This window comes from Halosimplex pelagicum, assembly GCF_013415905.1.
Classification (GTDB): Archaea; Halobacteriota; Halobacteria; order Halobacteriales; family Haloarculaceae; genus Halosimplex; species Halosimplex pelagicum.
Genome location: NZ_CP058909.1, coordinates 5017854 through 5039632, shown reverse-complemented (window position 1 = coordinate 5039632; position 21779 = coordinate 5017854). Strand labels below are relative to the sequence as shown.

Annotated in this window: 20 protein-coding genes; 9 read left to right on the top strand and 11 right to left on the bottom strand. The window is 69.5% G+C overall.

Annotated features, from left to right (window positions below; translation table 11 throughout):
• Window positions 1-212 precede the first annotated feature (212 nt).
• The 3 genes from HZS54_RS25200 to HZS54_RS25190 form a co-directional block, all read right to left on the bottom strand.
• Window positions 213-1364 (bottom strand): BGTF surface domain-containing protein, encoded by a 1152-nt coding sequence (locus HZS54_RS25200; RefSeq protein WP_179919816.1) that lies wholly within the window; start codon window positions 1362-1364, stop codon window positions 213-215.
• A 217-nt stretch (window positions 1365-1581) separates the two neighbouring features.
• The gene (locus HZS54_RS25195; RefSeq protein ID WP_179919815.1) at window positions 1582-2022 is read right to left on the bottom strand and encodes a twin-arginine translocation signal domain-containing protein; all 441 of its coding nucleotides are present in this window, start codon (window positions 2020-2022) and stop codon (window positions 1582-1584) included.
• A 105-nt stretch (window positions 2023-2127) separates the two neighbouring features.
• A complete protein-coding gene (locus tag HZS54_RS25190) occupies window positions 2128-3369 on the bottom strand; it encodes an ornithine cyclodeaminase, nickel-pincer nucleotide-dependent (RefSeq protein WP_179919814.1) in 1242 nt (413 codons plus the stop codon).
• 140 nt (window positions 3370-3509) lie between these two features.
• On the opposite strand from HZS54_RS25190, the gene HZS54_RS25185 reads away from it, so the two are divergent.
• From HZS54_RS25185 to HZS54_RS25170, 4 genes are all read left to right on the top strand, one after another.
• Complete coding sequence (locus HZS54_RS25185) at window positions 3510-3758, top strand: DUF7996 family protein (protein WP_179919813.1); 249 nt, start codon at window positions 3510-3512, stop codon at window positions 3756-3758.
• Between the two features lie 100 nt (window positions 3759-3858).
• A complete protein-coding gene (locus HZS54_RS25180; RefSeq protein ID WP_179919812.1) occupies window positions 3859-6309 on the top strand; it encodes a heavy metal translocating P-type ATPase in 2451 nt (816 codons plus the stop codon).
• A gap of 424 nt (window positions 6310-6733) precedes the next feature.
• On the top strand, window positions 6734-7354 hold the full coding sequence (gene rdfA / locus HZS54_RS25175; RefSeq protein WP_179919811.1) for a rod-determining factor RdfA: 621 nt from the start codon (window positions 6734-6736) through the stop codon (window positions 7352-7354).
• A 126-nt stretch (window positions 7355-7480) separates the two neighbouring features.
• Complete coding sequence (locus HZS54_RS25170) at window positions 7481-9424, top strand: archaea-specific SMC-related protein (protein WP_179919810.1); 1944 nt, start codon at window positions 7481-7483, stop codon at window positions 9422-9424.
• A 594-nt stretch (window positions 9425-10018) separates the two neighbouring features.
• Here HZS54_RS25170 and HZS54_RS25165 read toward each other — a convergent pair.
• Window positions 10019-11662 carry an arylsulfotransferase family protein gene (locus HZS54_RS25165; protein WP_179919809.1) on the bottom strand — a complete coding sequence of 548 codons (1644 nt, stop codon included), beginning with the start codon at window positions 11660-11662 and terminating at the stop codon, window positions 10019-10021.
• Between the two features lie 146 nt (window positions 11663-11808).
• Window positions 11809-12552 carry a ribonuclease H-like domain-containing protein gene (locus HZS54_RS25160; protein WP_179919808.1) on the bottom strand — a complete coding sequence of 248 codons (744 nt, stop codon included), beginning with the start codon at window positions 12550-12552 and terminating at the stop codon, window positions 11809-11811.
• A gap of 141 nt (window positions 12553-12693) precedes the next feature.
• On the opposite strand from HZS54_RS25160, the gene HZS54_RS25155 reads away from it, so the two are divergent.
• The 3 genes from HZS54_RS25155 (at window position 12694) to HZS54_RS25145 (ending at window position 15798) form a co-directional block, all read left to right on the top strand.
• The gene (locus tag HZS54_RS25155) at window positions 12694-13644 is read left to right on the top strand and encodes a DUF7537 family lipoprotein (RefSeq protein WP_179919807.1); all 951 of its coding nucleotides are present in this window, start codon (window positions 12694-12696) and stop codon (window positions 13642-13644) included.
• Window positions 13645-14568, top strand: coding sequence for a DUF7537 family lipoprotein (locus HZS54_RS25150; protein WP_179919806.1), 924 nt, complete (start codon window positions 13645-13647; stop codon window positions 14566-14568). It abuts the gene before it with no gap.
• 144 nt (window positions 14569-14712) lie between these two features.
• Window positions 14713-15798: a type II glyceraldehyde-3-phosphate dehydrogenase gene (locus tag HZS54_RS25145; RefSeq protein ID WP_179919805.1), complete on the top strand. Its 1086-nt coding sequence runs from the start codon at window positions 14713-14715 to the stop codon at window positions 15796-15798.
• Between the two features lie 54 nt (window positions 15799-15852).
• On the opposite strand, the gene HZS54_RS25140 is transcribed toward HZS54_RS25145, so the two are convergent.
• A complete protein-coding gene (locus HZS54_RS25140) occupies window positions 15853-16380 on the bottom strand; it encodes a metallophosphoesterase (RefSeq protein ID WP_179919804.1) in 528 nt (175 codons plus the stop codon).
• 93 nt (window positions 16381-16473) lie between these two features.
• Here HZS54_RS25140 and HZS54_RS25135 point away from each other — a divergent pair, with 93 nt between their 5' ends.
• Window positions 16474-17313, top strand: coding sequence for an NAD-dependent epimerase/dehydratase family protein (locus tag HZS54_RS25135; RefSeq protein ID WP_179919803.1), 840 nt, complete (start codon window positions 16474-16476; stop codon window positions 17311-17313).
• Between the two features lie 113 nt (window positions 17314-17426).
• Window positions 17427-17597 (top strand): hypothetical protein, encoded by a 171-nt coding sequence (locus HZS54_RS25130; protein WP_179919802.1) that lies wholly within the window; start codon window positions 17427-17429, stop codon window positions 17595-17597.
• Window positions 17598-17607: 10 nt separating this feature from the next.
• Here the strand turns inward: HZS54_RS25130 and HZS54_RS25125 are convergent, their stop codons facing one another.
• The 5 genes from HZS54_RS25125 to HZS54_RS25105 all read right to left on the bottom strand — a co-directional run bounded on the left by HZS54_RS25125 (window position 17608) and on the right by HZS54_RS25105 (window position 21765).
• Window positions 17608-18816 (bottom strand): phosphoglycerate kinase, encoded by a 1209-nt coding sequence (locus HZS54_RS25125; RefSeq protein WP_179919801.1) that lies wholly within the window; start codon window positions 18814-18816, stop codon window positions 17608-17610.
• Between the two features lie 117 nt (window positions 18817-18933).
• Entirely contained in the window at window positions 18934-19092 is a 159-nt protein-coding gene (locus tag HZS54_RS25120) for a hypothetical protein (RefSeq protein WP_179919800.1), read from the bottom strand.
• Window positions 19093-19461: 369 nt separating this feature from the next.
• Window positions 19462-19611: a hypothetical protein gene (locus HZS54_RS25115; RefSeq protein ID WP_179919799.1), complete on the bottom strand. Its 150-nt coding sequence runs from the start codon at window positions 19609-19611 to the stop codon at window positions 19462-19464.
• Window positions 19612-19664: 53 nt separating this feature from the next.
• Window positions 19665-20684 (bottom strand): type I glyceraldehyde-3-phosphate dehydrogenase, encoded by a 1020-nt coding sequence (gene gap / locus HZS54_RS25110; RefSeq protein ID WP_179919798.1) that lies wholly within the window; start codon window positions 20682-20684, stop codon window positions 19665-19667.
• Window positions 20685-20811: 127 nt separating this feature from the next.
• A complete protein-coding gene (locus HZS54_RS25105; RefSeq protein WP_179919797.1) occupies window positions 20812-21765 on the bottom strand; it encodes a M48 family metallopeptidase in 954 nt (317 codons plus the stop codon).
• Between the last annotated feature and the right edge of the window lie 14 nt (window positions 21766-21779).

Here is a 21779-nt window from a genome sequence, read left to right as displayed (position 1 = left end):
TTATACGTGGTGCGAGCGACCGCCCGGACCGATAACCGGCCGGTGGTCACGAGCGACTGGCGACCGGCCGCGAGCCGGGCGGTGACCGTGGCGTCGGGGTAGCGCACGGGTACGTCGAAGCGGAACGCGAGTGGCGGCGTACCGCCACCCAAAGGGAAAGAACGGAACGGCAGCGCGGAAGCCTGACAGCAGTTCGAGCGGGGCGGCCGGCGTTACTCGACCACCTCGCCGTCGGCGACCGCGACCGTGTCGCCGTCGTGGCGGACGACGACTTCGAAGGTCGAGCCGGTCGACACCGCGCTCATGTTCACCGCGGTGTCGAACTCGCCGCTCTCGGTCACGGTCGCAGCGGTGAACTTGATGAACGGGCTCGTGTCGGTGGTGGACTTGATCCGAAGCTCCACCTCGGTGCCCGCCGACAGGTTCGTCTCGCCGGCGATCGTCTGCCTGTCGGCGGATTCGAGCGTCAGCGCGTCGCCGTCGTAGTCGAGGGTCGTGCTGTGGTTCTCCGTGGCGACCGGGCTCGTCTCGTCGACGGGCACTTTCGTCCAGTTGCCGTCGCTCGTGTCGGTCGTCGACACCTCGTTGTCCCCGCCGATCACGACGCCCTCGGCGGTCGCGACCGACTCGCCGTCGTGGCGGACGGTCGCCTCGAAGGTCGACCCGTTGGCGACGCCGACGAGGTCGACCTCGGCGGCGAACCGGCCGTCCTCGTCGACGGTCGCCGCCCGCTGGACGAGGAACGGCGACGCGCCGGACGAGGACGTGAGCCGGACGGTCACGTCGGTCCCGGGCGACAGGTCGGTCTCGCCGCGCACCGTCTCGTTTTCGTGCGCCGCGAGCGTGAGCCGGTCGCCCTCGCGGTCGAAGGCCGTCCCGCTCTCTGACTCGTCGTCGGTCGGCGTGACGCCCTCGACGGCGCTGACGCGGGCGCTCACGTTGGCGAGTTCGGCGCCGTCACGGACGACGATCGCCCGCGCGGTGGCGTCGTCGGAGACGCCCGAGAGGTCGATGGCCGCCGAGAACGCGCCGTCCTCGCCGACGGTCGTCGTCCGCGAGACGAGGAACGGACTCGCGGCGTCGTCGGAGACGACCCGGACCGCGAGTTCGGTCCCGGGCGCCAGATCCGTCTCGCCGGCGACGGTCTGGTTCGGCGCGCCCTCTAGCGAGAGGTGCGCGCCGTCGCGGGCGATCGTCGCGGCACCGGCGTCCGCGCCGTCGGAGGGTGTATCCGTCGCGCCGGGCGCGTCGGTCGCGTTCGCGGGGCCGTCGCCGCCGAGCGGGACGCCGCCGGCCGACACCGCGGCGACGGCGGCCACGAGGACCACCGCGACGACGCCGGCGGTGCCGTAGGTGCGGTTCACGCTCTCACCCCCGTTGTGACGCGGGAGGGATCTCCGCGGTCGGTCCACAGTGGGCCGACCGCCTCGATTCGGTCGCGGGGTGGGCGGTCTGCGTGCATCCCGCTCCCGGCTACGACCGACCGGTAAGTATCCCCGGCGGATGCTTAAATCTTGTTTTGAGTCGCGTCAGACGCTCTACGCGGACTGAAGCGTGCGGGCCTCCTGTCGGCGACGGGGCCTACTCCATCGTGACGTACTGACAGTCCGCTTCGATCCGAACGGAGGGGGACCCGCTCTCGTCGCTCTCTATCCAGACCTCGATTCCCGAGCGGTTCTCCCCGTCGCAGGGGAGCTGGGGCTGCTCGAATCCCGGCCAGTCGCGCTCGAACCGGGCCCCGCCGACGGTCACGACGACGGTGTCGGGCTCGGCCGAGTCGGGGAACGGCGCGTCCTCGTCGGCCTCGTTGTCGTCAGAGAGACTGTACTCCTTCTCGAAGACGGTTTCGCCCGCCTCGTCGGTGACCGTGACCGACACCTCGTGGGCCTCGTCGCGGTCGCCCAGGTACACTGTCACCCAGTGAGCGAGTTGCGGGGACGACTCGGCCGCGCTACAGCCCGCGGTGGCGACCAGCGCCGCCGTCGAACTCGCGAGAAACGACCGGCGATTCAGGGAGGGCATCGTCCGGATCGGGCGTCGCCCGGCTGTTAAAAACCGCTATGACGGCTATATAGAGGAGTCCGAACGCTACCGAAATCGGCGCTCGACTCCCCCTCGTCTAGTAACCTACCCCTCGTCCAGCAGGTGGTCCGCCAGGATCGGGACGAAGGTGCCGATGTCGGTGACCATCCCGACGGCCTGGTCGCTGCCGCGGTCGAGCAGCTGCGTGACGGTCGCGGGGTTGATGTCGATGCAGACGGTGCGGGTCGTCGACGGCAGGCAGTTCCCGACCGCCACCGAGTGCAGTAGCGTCGAGAGCATCAGGACCAGGTCGGCCTCGTGGGCCTGCTCGCGGATGGCGTTCTGGGCCTCCATCGAGTCAGTGATGGTGTCGGGCAGGGGGCCGTCGTCGCGGATGGAGCCGGCGATGACGAAGGGCACGTCGTTCTCGACGCACTCGTACATGACGCCGGATTCGACGGTGCCGCTCTCGACCGCTTCCTCGATGCCGCCCTCGCGGATGATCTCCGAGATGGTGTAGATATGGTGTTTGTGGCCCTTGCGCGGGTGGTCGAGGCTCTCGGTGTCCATGCCCAGGGAGGTGCCGTACAGGTCGCGTTCGAGGTCGTGGACGGCGAAGCCGTTGCCGATCGACAGCATGTCGACGAACCCCTCGCGGACGAGGCGAGCGAGGTCCTCGCGGGCGCCCGAGTGGATGAGCGCGGGGCCACAGACCGCGAGCACGTCGCCGCCCTCGCGCTTGGTCTCCTCGATGGCCTCGCCGACCTGCCGGATGGTCGACTCGGAGGGGCGTTCCGAGGAGACGCCGCCCTGCATGAACCCGAAGGCGCCCTCCCGATCCCGGGGGCGCTCGGGCGGGCTGACGCGGATGCCCGTCTCGCCGGTGACGACGGCGTCGCCCTCCTCGACGCCGCTGAGGACTTTCGTGTAGGCGCGCGGGCTGCCGTCGTCCCCCTCGTGGCCCTCGACGATCACGGCGCAGTCCATCTCGATGTCCTCGACTTCGATCCACTCGCCGTCGATGCGGACCTCGGTTGGGTGGTTCGTGGTGGAGTAGAAGCCGTACGGGACGACCCGGTCCTTCGGGGCGCGCTGGAGCGTCGCGTCCTTCGGGTCGGAAGGGTTGGCGCCATTTTGATGGAGCTCGTGGACGATGGACTGCAGGGTCTCCTCGTCGGGCGCCTCGACGAGCAGGCGGGCGTAGGACTCCTCGGTCTTCTCGCGACCGATGGCGAACTCCTCGACCTCGAAGGAGCCGCCCATGTCCATGATGATCCCGAAACTGGCCTGCATCATCCCCGAGTCGATGATGTGGCCCTCCAGCTCGACCTCGCGTGCGGCAGTCATGCCCGGAGCCACGGCGGCGGCGAGTAAGTCGTTTTGGATGACCGGCGCCGCGAACCGCCGACGGCCGCCGCATCGGACGGGGCGACCGACGCCCGACCGGACCGATCCGCTTACCTTCGGCGCGGCCCGACTCACGAGTAATGGACCGCGAAGACATCGCGCTCGCGCTCGCACTGCTCGTCGGGGTCGCGCTGACCGGCCAGGTCGCCGGCCTCGTCGAGTCGGCGGGCTTCGAGGGCCTCGGCAGCCTCGTCTGGCCGATCGGCTACGGCAGCGTCGTCCTCGCCGCGTGGTTCGTCTGGATCCGACCGATGGACCTGGGCGCGACCGATCCCGACGACACCGACCTCTGGGGCCCCGACGACGAACAGACCGACCCGGACCGATAGTCGGTTGTTAATCGAGTGCAGAAATATTAACAATCAGAATTAATACACCCCCGTATCGTAGCAGCGGGGTTAATATATCCGGGCGAGCTAGCGTCGAGTAATGACGAACGACGACCCGGACCGCCCCGACGGGGGCGACCACGACGCTGCCGATGCGGGGGAGGCGTGCTGCGGGTCCGACGGCTGCGACACCGCGGCCGGGGCGGCGAGCGGCGCCGCCGAGGGGACGGAGGTGCGGTTCTCGGTGCCGGAGATGGACTGCTCGTCCTGTGCGAGCAAGGTCGACGCGGCGCTGTCCGACCGCGAGGGCGTCGTCGCGACGGACCTGCGGCCGACGACGGGGACCGCGAAGATCACCTACGACGCCGAGCAGACGAGCCGAGCCGACCTGGTCGCCGCGGTCGAGAGCGCCGGCTACCCGGTCGGCGACGACGGCAGCGGGAGTGCCGGCGGTGACGAAGCCGAGGCCGCGGCCGGCGCCGAGAGCGTCTTCCGGAGCGCCCGCGCGAAGAAGACCGCGCTCAGCGGTCTCGCCCTCGGGCTGGGCCTGCTCGTCCAGTTCGGGTTCGGTGGGCTGAACGGCTCGCTCGTCGCGGTCGCGGGCCGGGAGCTGGTCGTCGCGGACGCGCTGTACCTGCTGGCGGTGCTGGCGGGCGGCGGGGTGATCGTCCGCAACGGCTACTACTCGGCGAGGAATCTCAGCCTCGACATCGACTTCCTGATGTCGGTCGCCATCCTGAGCGCGACCGGCATCTCGCTGGCGGTCCCCGACCTGCACTTCTACGTCGAGGCGGCGTCGCTCGCCTTCCTCTTCAACGTCGCCGAGCTGCTGGAACGCTACTCGGTCGACCGCGCACGCAACTCCCTGGAGGAGCTGCTGACGCTCTCGCCCGACATCGCCACGGTCCGGCGGGCGAGCGGCCCCGACGGCGAGCCCGAGCGCGTCGAGGTGCCCGTCGAGGACGTGGCCGTCGGCGAGACGGTCCTCGTGGAGCCGGGCGAGAAGATCCCGATGGACGGGACGGTCACCGAAGGATCGAGCGCGGTCAACCAGGCGCCGATCACCGGCGAGAGCGTCCCCGTCGACAAGGCGGTCGGCGACGAGGTGTTCGCCGGGACGATCAACGAGCAGGGCTTTCTCGCGGTGGAGACGACCGCCGAGGCGGGCGACACGACCATCGACCGCATCGTCGAACTCGTCGAGGACGCCCAGGCGAACAAGACCGACCGCGAGCAGTTCGTCGAGCGCTTCGCCGACTACTACACGCCCGCGGTGGTCGTCGCGGCGCTGCTGGCCACGTTCGTCGCCCCGCTGGTCTTCGGCGGCGGGTGGGCGACGTGGTTCGTCCGCGGCATCTCCCTGCTGGTCATCGCCTGCCCCTGCGCGTTCGTCATCTCGACGCCGGTGACGGTGGTCTCGGGCGTCACCAGCGCGGCGAAAAACGGCGTCCTGATCAAGGGCGGCGACCACCTCGAAGCGATGGGCGAGGTGGACGCCGTCGCCTTCGACAAGACCGGGACGCTCACGACCGGCGAGCTGTCGGTGACCGACGTGATGGGGTTGAACGGCAACGACGAGGCGGACGTGCTGCAGTGCGCCCGTGCCATCGAGCGCCGGAGCGAACACCCCATCGGCGACGCCATCGTCGTCCACGCCGACGAGCGCGGGGTGAACGACCGCGAGGTGACCGACTTCGAGAGCATCACCGGCAAGGGCGTCCGCGCGGACCTCGACGGGCGCACCCACTACGCCGGCAAACCCGGCCTGTTCGAGGAGTTGGGGTTCGACCTGGACCACGTCCACCTGAGCGGCGACTCCGACCCGGTCACGGACGGAGGCGTTGCGGTCGAGCGCGCCAAGCGGCCCTGCCCGGACCGCGACGACTGCGTGGACCTCTGGGAGACGGTCCCGCGGCTCCAGTCGGCGGGCAAGACGGTCGTGCTCGTCGGAACCGACGAGGAGATCGAGGGCGTGGTCGCCATCGCCGACGAGGTGCGCCCGGAGGCCCGCCGGACGGTCGAGCGCCTGCGCGAGCAGGGCGTCGCCCACCTCGTGATGCTCACCGGCGACAACGAGCGGACCGCCCGCGCGGTCGCCGAGCAGGTGGGCGTCGACGAGTTCCACGCCGACCTCCTCCCCGACGAGAAGGTCGACCGGGTCGAGGCGCTCCGCGAGGCGTACGACACGGTCGCGATGGTCGGCGACGGGATCAACGACGCGCCCGCGCTGGCGACGGCCACCGTCGGGATCGCGATGGGCGCCGCGGGCACCGACACCGCGCTGGAGACCGCCGACGTGGCGTTGATGGGCGACGACCTCTCGAAGGTCCCGTATCTCCACCGGCTCGCCCGCACCGGCAACGGGATCATCCGCCAGAACGTCTGGGGGAGCCTCCTCGTCAAGGCCGCGCTGGCCGTCGCCATCCCGCTCCCGTTCGTCGCCGTCCCCCTCTGGTTCGTCGTCCTGGCCGGCGACGTGGGCATGACCACCGCCGTCACCGGCAACGCCATGCGACTCGCCCGCCTCCGGCCCGACCCCGCGACCGCCTGAGTCGGAGCCGTCGCGGCCGCCCATACGAAATATAAGATATATTTTACGAGAGTGTGGGGGACATAATACTGTCATACTTCGCGCTATCGGCGTTCGATACGGAGATGCGTGGAAATGGCCTATTTGGTGGCTGTCTGCGCCGATCTATGAACGACTTCGCATTGGCCGCGACGACTCGACCGATCCGCGTATTTCCGCGAATTACTGGGACTTGTGCCCCTTCAACCCTACAACGCCCAAACGGGACGGGGAAACGTATCCTTCAAAAACATAAAAATACGTGTATGTATGTGATAGATACTTTTGGATGGGATAGGGTCTCTACCCGGCCTGTCGGAGGGGTCCGGGTCCGGCCGACCGGGCCGCGGTCGGTGGGGTACGACGAACGGAAGACCTATCAGCGAGTCCGTGGTAGCGGGTGTGCATGACGAATCGACAGGACGAGCGCCCGGACAACAAGGTAGAGCGGGTCGTCCGCGAGTACGATCTGGGGGATCTGGGCCGGGAACTGGAGCGACGGTGGACGGGGGAGGGGCGAGAACGACAGAGCCTGCGCGACCTCGCGGACTTCTTCAACCGGCGGGTACTGGAGAGCGCCATGGACGAGGCGGGCGTCGTGACGCTGCAAGGAGAGCTGGAGAACATCTACGACCTGCTCACCGGTGACGACGTGACCGAGGGCGCTCGCACCCAGGCTCGCAACCGCCTCGAACGCGAGGGGATCGACGTCGACGACCTCCAGAACGACTTCGTGAGCCACTACGCCGTCCACACCTACCTGCGGGACTACCGGAACGCGGAGTACGAGGGCGGCGACGACGGCGACCAGCGCGAGAAGTCCGTCGAGACCATCCAGCGACTCACCAGCCGACTGAACGCGGTCACCCGGCGCAACGTCGAGAACCTCCGGTCGACCGAGCGGCTGGACATCGGTCCCGTCGACGTGATCGCCGACGTACAGGTCGTCTGCCAGGAGTGCGGCCGCCAGGAGGACCCGATCGACCTCATCGAACGGGGCGGCTGTCGCTGCCGTGTCGACGAGTAGCATTACACTCGTATGTGTGTAATTCCCCCGCGACGGCACCGGGACCGCGTGGTCTCGACGGGCGAGGGACCCGAGCGTGAGCGACGATGCAATACTTTTATGCGCCGCTGACGGCCACCGGTACACATGGGAGCGACCGATAGTAAGACGAAGTCAGTAGACGTCGCCGTCGAGAACGTCGGGGGGATCGACGCGACCGACGTGTCGTTTTCCGCGGGCGTGACGATCCTCACGGGTCGCAACGCGACGAATCGCACGTCGCTGCTGCAGGCCATCATGGCGGGCCTCGGGAGCGACAACGTCTCGCTCAAAGGTGACGCCGACGAGGGCCGCGTCGAGTTGACCGTCGGCGAGGAGACGTACACGCGGACGCTCACCCGCCAGAACGGGACCGTCGTCACGAACGGCGACCCCTACCTGGAGGAGTCGGAGATCGCCGATCTCTTCGTCTTCCTGCTGGAGTCCAACGAGGCCCGGCGGGCCGTCGAACGCACCGAGAACCTGCGCGAGCTCATCATGCGGCCGGTGGACACGGCCGCCATCGAGTCCGAGATCGACCAGTTGCAGGGCGAGCGCGACGAGCTCGAACAGCGGCTCGACGACCTCAAGTCGCTGCGTAGTTCCCTGCCGGACCTGGAGGAGCGCCGCCAGGAGCTCGAACGGGAGATCGAGGACAAGCGCGAGGAGCTCGCCGAGAAGAAAGAGCAGATCGACGACGCCGACCAGGACGTGGGGACGACCCGCGACCAGAAGGCCGAGCTCGAGGACGCGCTGGAGTCGTTCCGCGAGGCGCGCTCGGACCTGGAGGACGTGCGCTACAACCTCGACAGCGAGCGCGAGAGCATCGACGCCCTGGAGTCGGAGATCGAGGAGGTCGAGACGGAGCTCGCCGAACTCCCCGAGGAGGTGTCGGGCGACGTGAGCGAGGTCGAGGACCGCATCGGGCGACTGCGCGACCAGCGCCAGACGCTCGACTCGACGGTCAACGAGCTGCAGAAGGTGATCCAGTTCAACGAGGAGATGCTGGAGGGGACGAGCTCCGACGTGGTCGCCGCGCTCCGCGGCGAGGACGACGCCGAGGAGCTGACCGAGCGCCTCGTCGACGACCAGGTCGTCTGCTGGACCTGCGGGAGCGAGGTCGACCAGTCGGACGTGGAGACGACGCTCGACCGCATCCGCGACCTGCGCCAGTCGAAGCTCTCCGAGCGACAGGACCTGCAGTCGGAGATAGACGACCTGAAGACCGAGAAGGCGACCTATCAGGAGCAACAACGCCAGCGCTCGCAGCTGGACGACCGCCGCCGGCGCGCCGAGTCCGAACTCGACCAGCGCCGCGAGCGCGTCGAGGACCTGGAGGCCGAGCGGGACCGCCTGGAGGAGCGCATCGACGACCTCGAAGACGAGGTCAACGACCTCCAGGACGAGACCCAGAGCGACCTGCTGGACCTGCACCGCGAGGCCAACGAACTGGAGTTCGAGATCAGCCGCCGGCAGGACGACCTGGAGGACGTCTCCGAGGAGATCGAGCGCATCGAGTCGGAGCTCGACCGACGCGAGGACCTGCAGGCCGAACGCGAGGAGCTTCAGGACCGGATCGAGGATCTGCGCACCCGGATCGACCGCATCGAGACCGAGGCCGTCGACCAGTTCAACGAGCACATGGAGTCGGTGCTGGAGATGCTCGGCTACGAGAACCTCGAACGGATCTGGATCGAGCGCAAGCAGGAGCGCGTCAAGGAGGGCCGCCGCCGCGTCGAGAAGTCCGTCTTCGACCTCCACGTCGTCCGGAGCACCGACGACGGCACGACCTACGAGGACTCCATCGACCACCTCAGCGAGTCCGAGCGCGAGGTGACGGGACTCATCTTCGCGCTCGCCGGCTATCTCACCCACGACGTGTACGAGACCTGTCCGTTCCTCCTGCTGGACTCCATCGAGGCCATCGACTCCGACCGCATCGCCCGCCTCGTCGACTACGTCTCCGAGTACGCCGAGTACGTCGTCGTCGCCCTCCTCGAAGAGGACGCCCAGGCGCTGGACGACTCCTACCAGCGCGTCACCGAAGTCTGAGTCCCCCCGTTCTGCGACTTCTCTCCCTGCCGCCGTCCGCTCAGCCGCCGTCCGCTCAGCCGCCGCCCGCTCAGCCGCCGCCCTCCGCTACTGAGCTCCCTGTCGCCGCACGTCCCACCCCGTCCCGTCACCGTCCGCCCAGGGACCGAGCGCGACCGGTCCTGTCACGCACCCGCAGATGTTTACTCGAACCGTAGTGAATATTTGGTATCGTAGGCTTCTGAAGTTGTATATCTTTCCTGGTATAACGGTGGCCCCGGAGAGGTCGATACGCTGATAGGGGTCGGATCCCGGAAAACGACACGAGAGAGGTACACACGGGCGAGATATCGGCGTTTCGACTATCACAGATTGACGACCTGTCGACGGCCGCACCGAAGCGCCCGATCTCCGAAAATCGCGGTACAGCGTGATGATACGCACTTGAACCGGCGTTTCGAATATCGGAACATCAGTTTCGAAAAGTGCGAAGAACTCGTACTTCATCTGAACGGGCAGATCACGTAGTATTCTGTGATACGGATACGACCGGTCGCACGGGACGGCACGGACGGCTGGCCGGTCGGTGTACGTCGGTGAGAACGGAGGGCGTCGTCAGGAACCGCGAGCGCGGCGCAGTCGGTTCCGGAGGGACGCGAGGGGGGCGTATCGCGACCAGTACAGTTCGGTCCCGGTCCAGGCGAGCGCGGTCAGGACGGCGAGCCCGCCGAAGACCAGGTCGGTGAACCGGACCCAGGAGGGGGCGGCGTACAGCGCGCCGTTGACGAGGAGGCTCGGGGTCTGCTCCTTGAGCGCGACCCAGACGGTCTCGGCGGGGCCGCGGGCGGGGTGGGTGATCTGGCCGGCCGGCGGTACGGTGTCGGACCCGATATCGGGGTTGGCCGGCTGGAACAGGGGGACGCCGACGCCCGAGCGCGAACCCGACCCGCCGGCGGTCGTGCCGCGCTCGTCCCGGATCGACCGCATGCTCGCCCCGCCCGCGCTCTCGTCGCCGGTCCCGAGCCGCTCGACGTCGTAGGGCATGCCGACGGTGTGGCTCCAGTTCACGCTCCCGTCTGGGGCGATCTCGGCGATGCGGTCGCCGTGCGTGTCGACGACGAGCGTGTTCCCGTTCGGCAGCCGGTCGGCGTCGCGGGGCCACTGGAGGCGGCTGTCGCGCCAGCCCCACGACCGGCGCCACTCGCCGTCGTCGGCCGTCGTCGCCTCGCCCGTCTCGGGGTCGACGCGCTGGTACTCCAGCACGCGGCTGTTCTCCGAGTCGGCGACGGTGATGGCGGGGCCGCCGCGCTCGGCCGGGATGTAGTCGGGGTTGTGCTGCTCGTAGAGGATGTCGTAGTTGTCCTCCTCGCCGAGCGTCCAGTCCGCGTCGACGCCCTCGCCGGGCTCGACGAACACGACCCGGTCCATGTTGCGGACGCTGACCATGAACCGGCCGTCGTCGAGCACCTCCACGTCGTTGATGTGGGTCCAGTCGCCCGCGGCGCCGCCCACGTCGTCGGGGAAGTACGAGGAGGCGTTCCACTCGTACACCGTCTCGTCGGTCGTCACGTTCACCACGCGGACGCTGTCGCGGAGGATGTCCGCGACGGCGATATGGCTCTCGTTGATGCGGTCCACGTCGTGCCAGCGGCCGGAGTAGATCTTCGGGGTGAGTTCGCCGTAGACCGTCCGGGTCTCGCCGGTGGTCATGTTCACGCGCTCGAAGACGTTGTACGTACACCGGTCGGTGCTGACGTTCGCACACGCCTCGCCGTCGCGGTGTTCGGCGGCGAGGTACTCGACGGTGTACGGCCGGCCTTCGACCGGGTCGACGTCGAAGTACACGCGGTAGTCGTCCTCGTAGTAGGCCACGTCGCCCGAGCGGTCGAACGCGACCAGCTCGGCCTGCTCGTCGGAGGCGTAGAACCCCTGGGTGCCGACGACGGTCAGCTCGTCGTGGTCGTGCTCGGCGGGGTCGACGAGGACCGGGCCGTCCGCGTCACTGGCCGCGCCGTCCGGCGAGCCGCCGGAGTCGGTGAGCCGGGCGTCGCCCGGGACGCCGGAGACCCCGGGCGGCGACGCTTCGGGGCCCGCGACGCCGGTCGCGCCGGGGGCCGACTCGCCCGCGTCGGCGAGCGACCCGTGCGTCCGCGCGACGTTCGGCTCCGCCGTCGCGTAGCTGCTCGCTACCGCTCCCGCCGCGAGGACCAGCACGGCGGCGAACAGCGCGCGAGCGAGTCGTTTGGAGGGGCCGTCCATGTCCTATCCGTGTGTAAGGGACCGTTAAGTTTCTTTAGATCCCGCTTGCGAGCCGGTTGGCTCTCCGCGGCTCCGTCCCGGGCGACCGCGCTCGGGCCGACGCGAAAACCGCGTTCACGCCGCCCGCTCCGACGCGACGGCCCGCATCACTCCCGCGCGACGAACACGTCGCTGTCGAGGCGGTCGGTGACGCGGTCGGCCAGCAGCCGGAGGTTCTCCGTGTCGTCGCGGTTGTACGACACCAGCGTCTCCAGCGACGAGTCGTCGCCCCGCTCGTACTCCCGCCAGAGCCGGACGGCGTCCTCGCCCGACAGGTCCGGCCGGTCGCGCTCGATGCCTGTCTCCCGCTCGATGCGTTTCAGCCCGCCCGTCAGTCCCAGCCGCCGGCAGGGGTACATCAGGTCGACGTGGGGGACCTCGACGTCCACGTCGAACGCCGATTCGAGGAACGGCACGTCGAAGCGCTTCCCGTTGAACGTCACGAGCAGTTTCGCGTCGTCGAGGTGGGTCTGGAGGCGCTCGGCGGTCAGGTCCCGATCCGCGACCAGCGCCGTCGTCTCGCCGGGGGTGTGGAGCCCGACGACCGTCACGTCGTGCCGTTGCTGGTCGAGGCCCGTCGTCTCGATGTCGAGGAAGCAGGTCTCCTCGCGGAAGTTCTCGTAACACCGCCAGTGGCTGCCCGAGGGGAACCGCTCGCGGAAGAAGGCGGCGTCGCCGTCGTCGAGGCGCTCGGCGGCCGTGGCGACGAACGACTCGATGTTCTCGGCCTGCCGGGCGCCGACGGCCGACGGGTCGAACGCGTCCCAGTGGGTGACCCCCGACTCCCACAGCGACCGCTCGGTCTTCTCGCCCACGCCGTCGACCGGGATGAAACTGTTCTCGATGCGCACAGTGGCCGATTCGTCCCCGCCGTCTTGGCCCTTTCGGGACCGCCCGAGGACTCGGTCGGAGGGCGTCGCTCGCGGCGCGACTGCCCGGCGGGCACGCACCTCGCCGCGCCGCTTATGTGTACCTCGTCCTAACGTCCGCCAATGGACCGACGGCTCGCGCTGGTCGCGGCGCTCGCGGTGGCGCTGGCCGGCTGCAGCGCCCTGTCTCCCGGTGACGCGGGACCGACGCCGACCGAGACGGTGACGCCGCTGGCGGTCCCGACGGACGCGCCCACCGAGACGCTGTCGCCGCCGCCGGGCATCGCGGCCGACGGGGCCGTCTCGCCCGGCGCGCTGGTGCGGGCGCACTTCGCGGCGCTCGGCGACCGCTCGTTCACCTGGCGTCTCGACTACCGGCGCAGCGTCGACCGGTCGGCCCCGGTCGGCGGGGAGACGGCGTCGAACGCCACCGTCGACGTCGCCGAACGGCGACTGCGAGCCGCGAGCGACGGGTCGTATCGCCTCACCCGGCGGATGACCGGGGCGGCGGGTGACACCGTCTACGCCGACGACACGGGGCGATACGTGCGCGGTGCGCGCTCGAACGGGTCCGGATACCGCGTCGGCGACGGGGAGCCGGACTACCGACACCACCTGCGGACGGGCCAGACCGTCGTCCGCTACTTCTCGGTCAACGCCTCGACCGTCTCGACGGTCGAGCGCGAGGGCCGGACCTACTACCGCGTCCACGTCACCAGTCCGCCGCGGACCCTGACGGAGGGCCACGCCAAACAGACGATCCGCGACTACGCCGCGACCGCCTACGTGACCCCGGAAGGGCTCGTCCGGACGGTCGCCGTCGAGTACGAGTACCGGCTCCGCGACGACCGCGTCGCGGTGTCGCTGCGGTCGGAGTACCGCGCCGTCGGCGACACCGAGGTGCCAAGGCCCGGCTGGGTCACCGACCCGGCCGACCGCGGCACGGCGACGGTGCGACCGACGACGGCCGCGACGACGACCGCTGCGGTGGCGACGCCGACCGACCAGCCGCCGACCGCGACGACCGACGCCTCGGCGCGGACCGCGACGCCCGCCGACGGAGGGGAGCGATAGATGGGTCGGTCCTCCGAGCCGGAACCGACCGGCTCCGGTCGAGCGCTGGCCGCCGTCGCGCTGCTGGTCGTCCTCGCCGGCTGTAGCGTCTTCGCCGGCGGGAGCGGGCCGACGCCGGCGGAGACGGTCACGCCCGCGCCGGTGCCGGACCTGGGGCCGACCGACACGCCGGCGCCGGAGACGCCCCGGGAGCGGCTGGGGGCGTTCCCGGCGATCTCCGCCGACGGGGAGATCAACGTCAGCCAGCTACACGCCGCGCACATCGCGTACCTCTCGGAACACTCGTACACGCTGGAGTGGGACCGGCGGACGGCCGGCGGGTCGGGGACGATCACCCGGGAGTACGACCGGCGGATCGCCGTCGGGGCCGACGGGACCTTCCTGGTCCGCAACGCGGACGGCGGCACGAACACGATGGTCACCTACGGCGACCGCGACGGCGCCTACCGACGCGTCGAGGGACCGAACGGGACCGGCGTCGCGCCCGCGTCTCCGGGGTTCATCGACCCCGTCGGCCAGCGCTACGCGGAGACCGCCTCGTTCGAGATTCTCACGTTCCTGAACGAGGGGTACGACTCGGTCGACGTGGTGACCAGAGACGGACGCCCGTACGCACGGATCGTCTCGGGCAACGTCCCGCCGCAGATCCCCGAGACCTACAGCGCCTACGCGGTCCACGACTTCTCGGCGACGCTGTGGGTCGCCCCCGAGGGCTACGTCCGGGCGATCCACTACGAGTTCGACCTGCGCAATATCGACGAGCGGATCGCCGTCGAGTGGCGCTACACCTACGACCGCGTCGGCGAGACGACCGTCGACCGCCCCGAGTGGGTCCCCGAGGCCCCGACCACCCCGCAGACGCCCACCGACGACCCCTCGCGCGTCCCGCCCGAGACGGCCGCCAACGCCTCCGCCGGCGACTGATCTCGCCCGTCGACGAGTTCCGTGGTACTCCCTGACAATCACTACGTCAGCGCCGCTCACGCCGGATTCCTTTTTCGATTCCGAGTTAATTTCTCGAAAAACATCGTGAAAAGAATTATGCCTGTCGCCGGAGAACGAGGAGGTATGATCCAGGTCGGCGTCAACGGATACGGGACGATCGGGAAGCGCGTCGCGGACGCGATACGCGCTCAGCCGGACATGGCGGTCGCCGGCGTCGCCAAGACCAGCCCGAACTTCGAGGCGAAGGTCGCGCTCGAACGCGGCTACCCCCTCTACGCGGTCGACGGCGAGCGGACCGCGGCGTTCGAGGAGGCCGGCTTCGACCTGTCCGGCACCGTCGACGAACTCGTCGCCGAAAGCGACGTGGTGGTCGACGCCACGCCCGCCGGGATCGGCGCCGAGAACGCCGAACTGTACCGCGAACACGACACGCCCGCGATCTTCCAAGGCGGCGAGGACGCCGACGTGGCCGAGGTGAGCTTCAACGCCCGCGCCAGCTACGAGGCCGCCCGCGGCGCCGACACCGCCCGCGTCGTCTCCTGCAACACGACCGGGCTCTCGCGGCTGTTCGCCCCCATCGCCGAGGCGTACGGGATCGAGAAGGCCCGCGTCACGCTCGTCCGCCGCGGGGGCGACCCCGGCCAGACGAACCGTGGGCCGATCAACGACACGCTGCCGGACCCCGTCGAGATCCCCTCCCACCACGGGCCCGACCTGAACACGGTCTTCCCCGACCTGGACGTGGACACCATGGGGATGAAGGTGCCCGCGACGCTGATGCACACCCACTCGGTCAACGTGACGCTGGAGAGCGAGGCCGACGCCGAGTCGGTCCGCGAGCTGCTCGACGCGGAGTCGCGCCTGTTCGTCCTCCCGCCGGAGCTCGACATCGACGGCGCCGGCAAGCTCAAGGAGTTCGCCCAGGACGCCGGGCGCCCCCGCGGCGACTGCTGGGAGAACTGCATCTGGGGCGACTCGATCACCGTCGAGGGCCGCGACCTGTACCTGTTCCAGGCCATCCACCAGGAGGCCGACGTGGTCCCGGAGAACGTCGACGCCGTCCGCGCCGTCGCCGACACCGCCGACCGCGAGGAGAGCACGACCCTCACCGAGGACGCCCTCGGCCTCGACGGCCGGATCGGCGGGGCCCTGCGCGACCCCACCGCCCGCTCCCCCGCCGTCGCCGACGGCGGCCGTGACGACGACTGACTCCGCCGCTCTCACCTCGATTCTCTACTCGGTCCCCTCCGATCGCCACCCGCCCTACTCGGTCCCCTCCGACAGCGTGAACCGTTCGACCTTGTCGTCCCCCGTATCGACGACCGCGTCGGACCCCGTATCGAGGACGACGGCGTAGTGTGGGCCGGGCGCGCCCTCGAAGGGGACGCCGCCGGGGTTGATCCGGACGGTGTCCTCGTAGGTCTCGTGGACGAACTGGTGGGTGTGGCCGTGCAGGACGTAGTCGTAGCGGCCGCACTCGACCAGGGCGTCGACGACGGCGCCGCTCGTGCCGTGGTAGACGACGAACTCCCGGCCGTCGAAAGTCAGTTCGGCCGTCTCGCCGTGGTAGGTGCCGAAGTCGCCGACCGTCTCGGCCAGCGCCCACTCGCCGTCGTTGTTGCCCCGGACGGCGTGAAAGTCGAACGACGAGGAAAAGGGGGTCGCCGAGAACGGCGCCACGATGTCGCCGCAGTGGACGACGACGTCGCAGTCCTCGCGTTCGAAGGTCTCGACGGCCGTTTCCACCGCGTCCAGGTCGTCGTGCGTGTCGGAGACGATACCGAGTCGCATGGGCGGAGTTGGCCCGGTCGCGTCATCAACGTGTCCCTCGGCGCCGGGTTCCGGGAGGCGCGGGTTCAAGAGCGTCCCAGTCGAACCGTCGCCATGGACGTACTCATCACGGGCGGCGCGGGCACGATCGGCACGGCGATCACCGACCACCTCGGCGACCGCGAGGACTACGAGTTCACCAGTCTCGACGTGGTCGAACACCCCGACGACGACGTGGAGTCGGTCGTCGCGGACGCGACCGACGAGGCAGTCGTGCGCGAAGCGGTCACCGAGGCGGACGCGGTCGTCCACCTCGCGCGGGTCCACATGGACGAGGGCGGCCCGACCGACCGGACGATGGCGTGGAGCGAGGAGCACCTGGCGAACCTGCGACTCCACGCCACCGCCTACGAGGCCGCCGTCGACGCGGATCTGGACACCTTCGTCTACGCCTCCTCGAACCACGCCGTCGGGATGTACGAGGTGACGAACGAGCCCGACATCTACTACGGGTCGGACTTCGAGGTCGACCACACGGTCCAGCCCCGGCCGGACTCGATGTACGGCGTCGAGAAGGTCTACGGCGAGGGGCTGGGTCGACTCGCCGCCGAGACGAGCGACCTGTCGGTGTACGCCCTGCGGATCTGCGCGGTCAGAGACCCCGAGTACGACCACCCATACGGCGACGCTCAGCGCGGCGTCGATCAGGGGCGGTTCGAGCGCGACTCGCCGGCCTACGACGAGCAGGTAGCCCGGATGCGCTGCATGTGGCAGTCGCGCCGGGACATCGCCCAGCTGGTCGAGCGCTGTCTCGCCGACGACTCCGTCGAGTTCGACGTGTTCTACGGCGTCAGCGACAACGACGATCGGTGGTTCGACATCGACCACGCCCGCGACGTGATCGGCTACGACCCCCGCGACTCCGCCGACGAGTGGGACGCCCCGCCGTCCTGATCACGGACGGGATCGCCCGTTCGAACTTGCTGTCGAGAGATTAACTCGCCGTCGAGTTATTTTATTTCACGGATCGGAGAAAGAAATTTACCGGTTCGGGCCAAGCGGAACACATGGGAGACACCGGCGGAGACTGGACGCGGCGGCACGCACGGCTCACCTGGGAGGGTGAACAGGGTGGCACGCCACCGGAAGACGGAGGGGGATCCGACGGGCGGGTCGTCCGCGCGGACCCGCCCGCCGACGACTGGAGCGCGCGACACGCCTGGTGTCGCCGCGCCTGACGCCGCTCTCCTATCCGCGCAGGGCTTCGACGCCGACCAGCCGCTCGCCCGTCAGCGCGCGGATGTACGCGCCGCCGGCGATCGAGACGTGCCCGAAGTCGTCCTCGCTCATCCCGTACATCTCGATGGCTCGGGAGGTGTCGCCGCCGCCGACGACGGAGAAACAGTCCGTCTCGGCGATGGCTTCGAGGACGCCGACGGTCCCGTCGGCGAACCGCTCGTCCTCGAACAGCCCGAGCGCCCCCTTGACGAACACCGCCTCCGAGTCCTCGACGATGGCGGCGTACTCCGAGACCGTGTTCGACCCCACGTCGAGGAACGCCCGGTCTTTCTCCTCGACGTCGAGCACCTCGATTTCGTCGCGCTCGCCCTCGTCGTCCTCGAAGGCCAGGTCCAGCGCCAGCCGGATCTGGTCGCCGTAGTCGTCGAGCAGGCTCCGGATCGTCGTCTCGTTTTCCGCCCACTGGTCGTCGAACAGATCCATCCCCTCGATGTCCCGGCCGACGGGCACGTCCATCGCGCGCAGGAACAGCTCGCCCGCGATGCCACCGAGGAGGAACGTGTCGACCTTGTCCTCCAGCGCGGTCATCACGTCGATCACGTCGGAGGCCTTCGTCCCGCCGACGACCATCGTCACCGGCCCGTCGAACGCCCGCTCGGCGATGGCCGTGTTGGCCTCGTACTCGGTCTCCATCACCCGACCGGCGTAGGCGGGCAGCGCCAGCGGGAACCCGACGAGCGAGGCGTGGCTGCGGTGGGCCGCCGAGTAGGCGTCGTTGACGTAGGCGTCGAACTCCGGCGCCAGCGCCTTCACGAATTCCGTCTCGGCCTTGACCGTCGGCTCCTCCTCGGGCAGTTCCTCGTCGCACATCCGCGTGTTCTCCAGCAGGAGGATCTCCCCGCCCGCCAGGTCGTCGATCGCCGAGATCGCCCGGTCGCCGAACGTGTCGGGGACGAACTCGACCGGCTTCCCGACGTGTCGCCCCAGGATGTCGGCGTGCTGTTCGAGCGAGACGAACGTGTCCCGACCGGGCCGGCCCTGGTGAGCCATGCAGACGACGCCGCAGTCGCGCTCGGCGAGTTCGCGCACCGTCTCGGCGTGGCGGTCGAAGCGGCGGTTGTCCTGCACCTCGCCGTCTTCGACCGGGGAGTTCAGGTCGAGGCGCACGAGCACGCGCTGTCCGTCTTCGAGGTCGTCGAGCGTCTTGAACGAGGCCATGGTCTCGTTCGATCCGTCGCCCGGCGGCGAGAAAAAACCGCCCGTTCGCTCGCGAAGCGGTCTGGTCACGTCCGTCCGGAGGGGTCCCTTCGCGGGTCGCGGGCGCGCGGCGGAGAGTTACGTTTCGGTGTCTCGAACGTCGACCAGTTCCCGCCCCCCGCAGTTCGGGCAGCTATCGCCGGCGGGGGTGTTCAGCGTGCCGTCGAAGTAGTACGAGGCGTAGACTCGACCGCAGTCGGCGCATCTCGCGATCGTCGAATCGTCGCGCGTTGGCATCCGAGGACACCTCAGTCCCCACCGTCGGAGTCGGCTGCCGTCCCAGGATCGTCGGTCCCGAGCGAAACGGCCCCACCGGGGCGCGCGAATCGAGGATGCGGGGCCGCGTTCGGTTCGTTTCCGGAGGCTCCGTCGACCGGCTCCGTGTCGGCCGTTTCTCCCGGCGGTGTGACCGACGCCACGGGACGGTCTTCGAACTCCCCCACCGTTCGCCTCACCGTATCGCTGGTCGACTCGTCGGGACTGATCGGGTATCGCACTCCGCGAGCTAAACACCGCATCCGAATAAGGTGTGGTATTGAGTCACATCGTTACACGTCTCCGAACCTCGTTCGGTCGGGCCCGCGAGCCGGCCGCGGTCGACGGGGGTCAGTCGAGCGCGGCGGCGAGGACGACCGCGAGCGCGAGCAGGGCACCGGCGACGCCGCCGAGTCCCCCGCCGCTGGGGACTATCCACTGGAGCCGCCCCGCGCTGTTCCACTCCCCGGGGCGCCGACCGAGTTTCGCTCGGAGGGACATCGCTACCGGAGATCGGGTCCGAACGGCAAAAACGGTTGGGGCGTCGACAGGAGTCAGTACTCGGTGACGAACTCGGCCACGTCGAGCATGCGGTTGGAGAAGCCGTACTCGTTGTCGTACCAGGTGAGGATCTTCGTCATGCCGTTCACGACGTTGGTCGACTGCAGGTCGACCTGCGAGGAGTAGGGGGTGCCCTGGATGTCCGTCGAGACGACCTCGTCGTCGGTGACGCCGAGCACGCCTTCGAGGTCGCCCGCGGCGGCCTCGCGGAAGGCGTCGTTCACGTCGGTCTCGTCGACCTCCTCGTCCAAGTCGACGACGAACTCGGTGATCGAGCCGTTGGGGACCGGCACGCGGATGGCCATGCCGTCGAGTTTCCCCTCCAGTTCGGGGAGGACCTCGGTTGCGGCCTGGGCGGCGCCGGTGGAGGTCGGGACGATGTTCTCGGCGGCGGCGCGGCCCCGGCGGGTCTTCGACTTGGGGCCGTCGACGAGGTTCTGCGAGCCCGTGTAGGCGTGGACGGTGGTGAGCTGGCCGGCCTCGATGCCGAACTGCTCGTCGAGCACCTTCGCGACAGGGGTGATGGAGTTCGTGGTGCAGGACGCGTTCGAGACCACGTCCTCGCCGTCGTACTCGTCGTGGTTGACGCCGTAGACGATCTGTTTGACCGGCTTCTCGCCCTTCGGCGGCGCGGAGATGACGACCTTGTCCGCCCCGGCGTCAAGGTGTTTGCTCGCGTCGTCGTAGTTGCGGAAGATGCCGGTCGCCTCGAAGGCCACGTCCACGTCCAGCTCGTCCCACGGGAGCTCGGCGGGGTCGGTCTCCTCGTGGACGGCGGCGCCGAAGTCGGTGCCGTCGACGGTCATGACGCCCTCGTCGAGGGTCACGCCGTCGAGCGTCCCCATCACCGTGTCGTAGCGCGCGAGGTACTCCATGTCGTCGTCGTCCATCACGTCGTTGATGCCGACGACCTCCACGCGCGGGTCCCCCAGCGACGCGCGGAAGACGTTCCGCCCGATGCGGCCGAAGCCGTTCAGACCGATGCGTACGGTCCCCTCGTCAGATTCACTCATGCTGGATAGAACGTCTCCCGAAGCGAGTATAGGGTTTTCGAATACGGAACACGCGGCTCGTCCGTTCACGCGCGGAGATCGCGGCCCCGGCCGCCGCAGTCGGGCCGCGTGGCCGCGACGGACCCGGTCACGGGCGGCCGCCCTCGACTCGGATCCGCCGGTCGCGTTCGGCCTGCTCCCGGAGGCGTTCGACCCGCTCGTCGGTCGCGGGGTGGGTCGACAGCAGCCGCGTCAGCGGCCCCTCCTCCTCGCCGTTGACGTACAGCGGGGAGAGCAGCGACCACGGGCCGTCGCTCGCGCGTTCGATCTTCCGCAGGGCCCGCGCCAGCGCCAGCGGGTCGCCGGTCACCGCCGCGGCGCGGTCGTCGGCCGCGAACTCCCGCCGCCGGGAGTGGGCCAGAAGCGCCAGCGTCAGCGCGAAGAAGACGAGCGACACCGACCCGACGACCGCTCGCTGGAGTTTGCCCGGGATCGTCCGCGTCCACGCCTCCGGCCGCCCGCGGATCCACGCCACCCCGCGGGCCAGCCCCGTCGCGACGACCAGCACCGGCGCGAGCACTACGATTGCCACCCCCGACAGCGTCTGCAAGACGCTGTAGCCGAACGTCTGGACGAGGCTGTCCTTGCGCTCGATGTGGGCCAGCTCGTGGGCGAGGATCGCCGACAGCTCGTCGACGGTCAGGATCGAGAACAGCTGCCGGTCGACGACGACGTGGCCCGGACCGAACCCGCCCCCCAGCGCCAGCGCGTTCGGCCGGGCCATCTCCGCGACCAGCACGTCCGGTCGCTCGATGCCCATCGCGTCGCTGAACCCCGCGAGTCGCCGGTAGAGGGTCGGTGCCCGCGCTTCCGGAAGCTCCCACACCCGCAGACTCCGGAGGATCTGGGCCGTGCCGACCCGGTAGCTGACGAACGCGAGGACGACCGTCAGGACCGCCAGATAGACCGCCAGCGTCGACAGCGGCGGCCGGACCGCCCAGACCGCCCGCGCCAGCTCGTAGACGAGGTAGGCGCCGGCCAGGTACACCGCCAGCGTCAGCACGCCGACGACGGCCATCAGTCCCCTGAGTACCCAGCGCATACCGGATCTCGGTG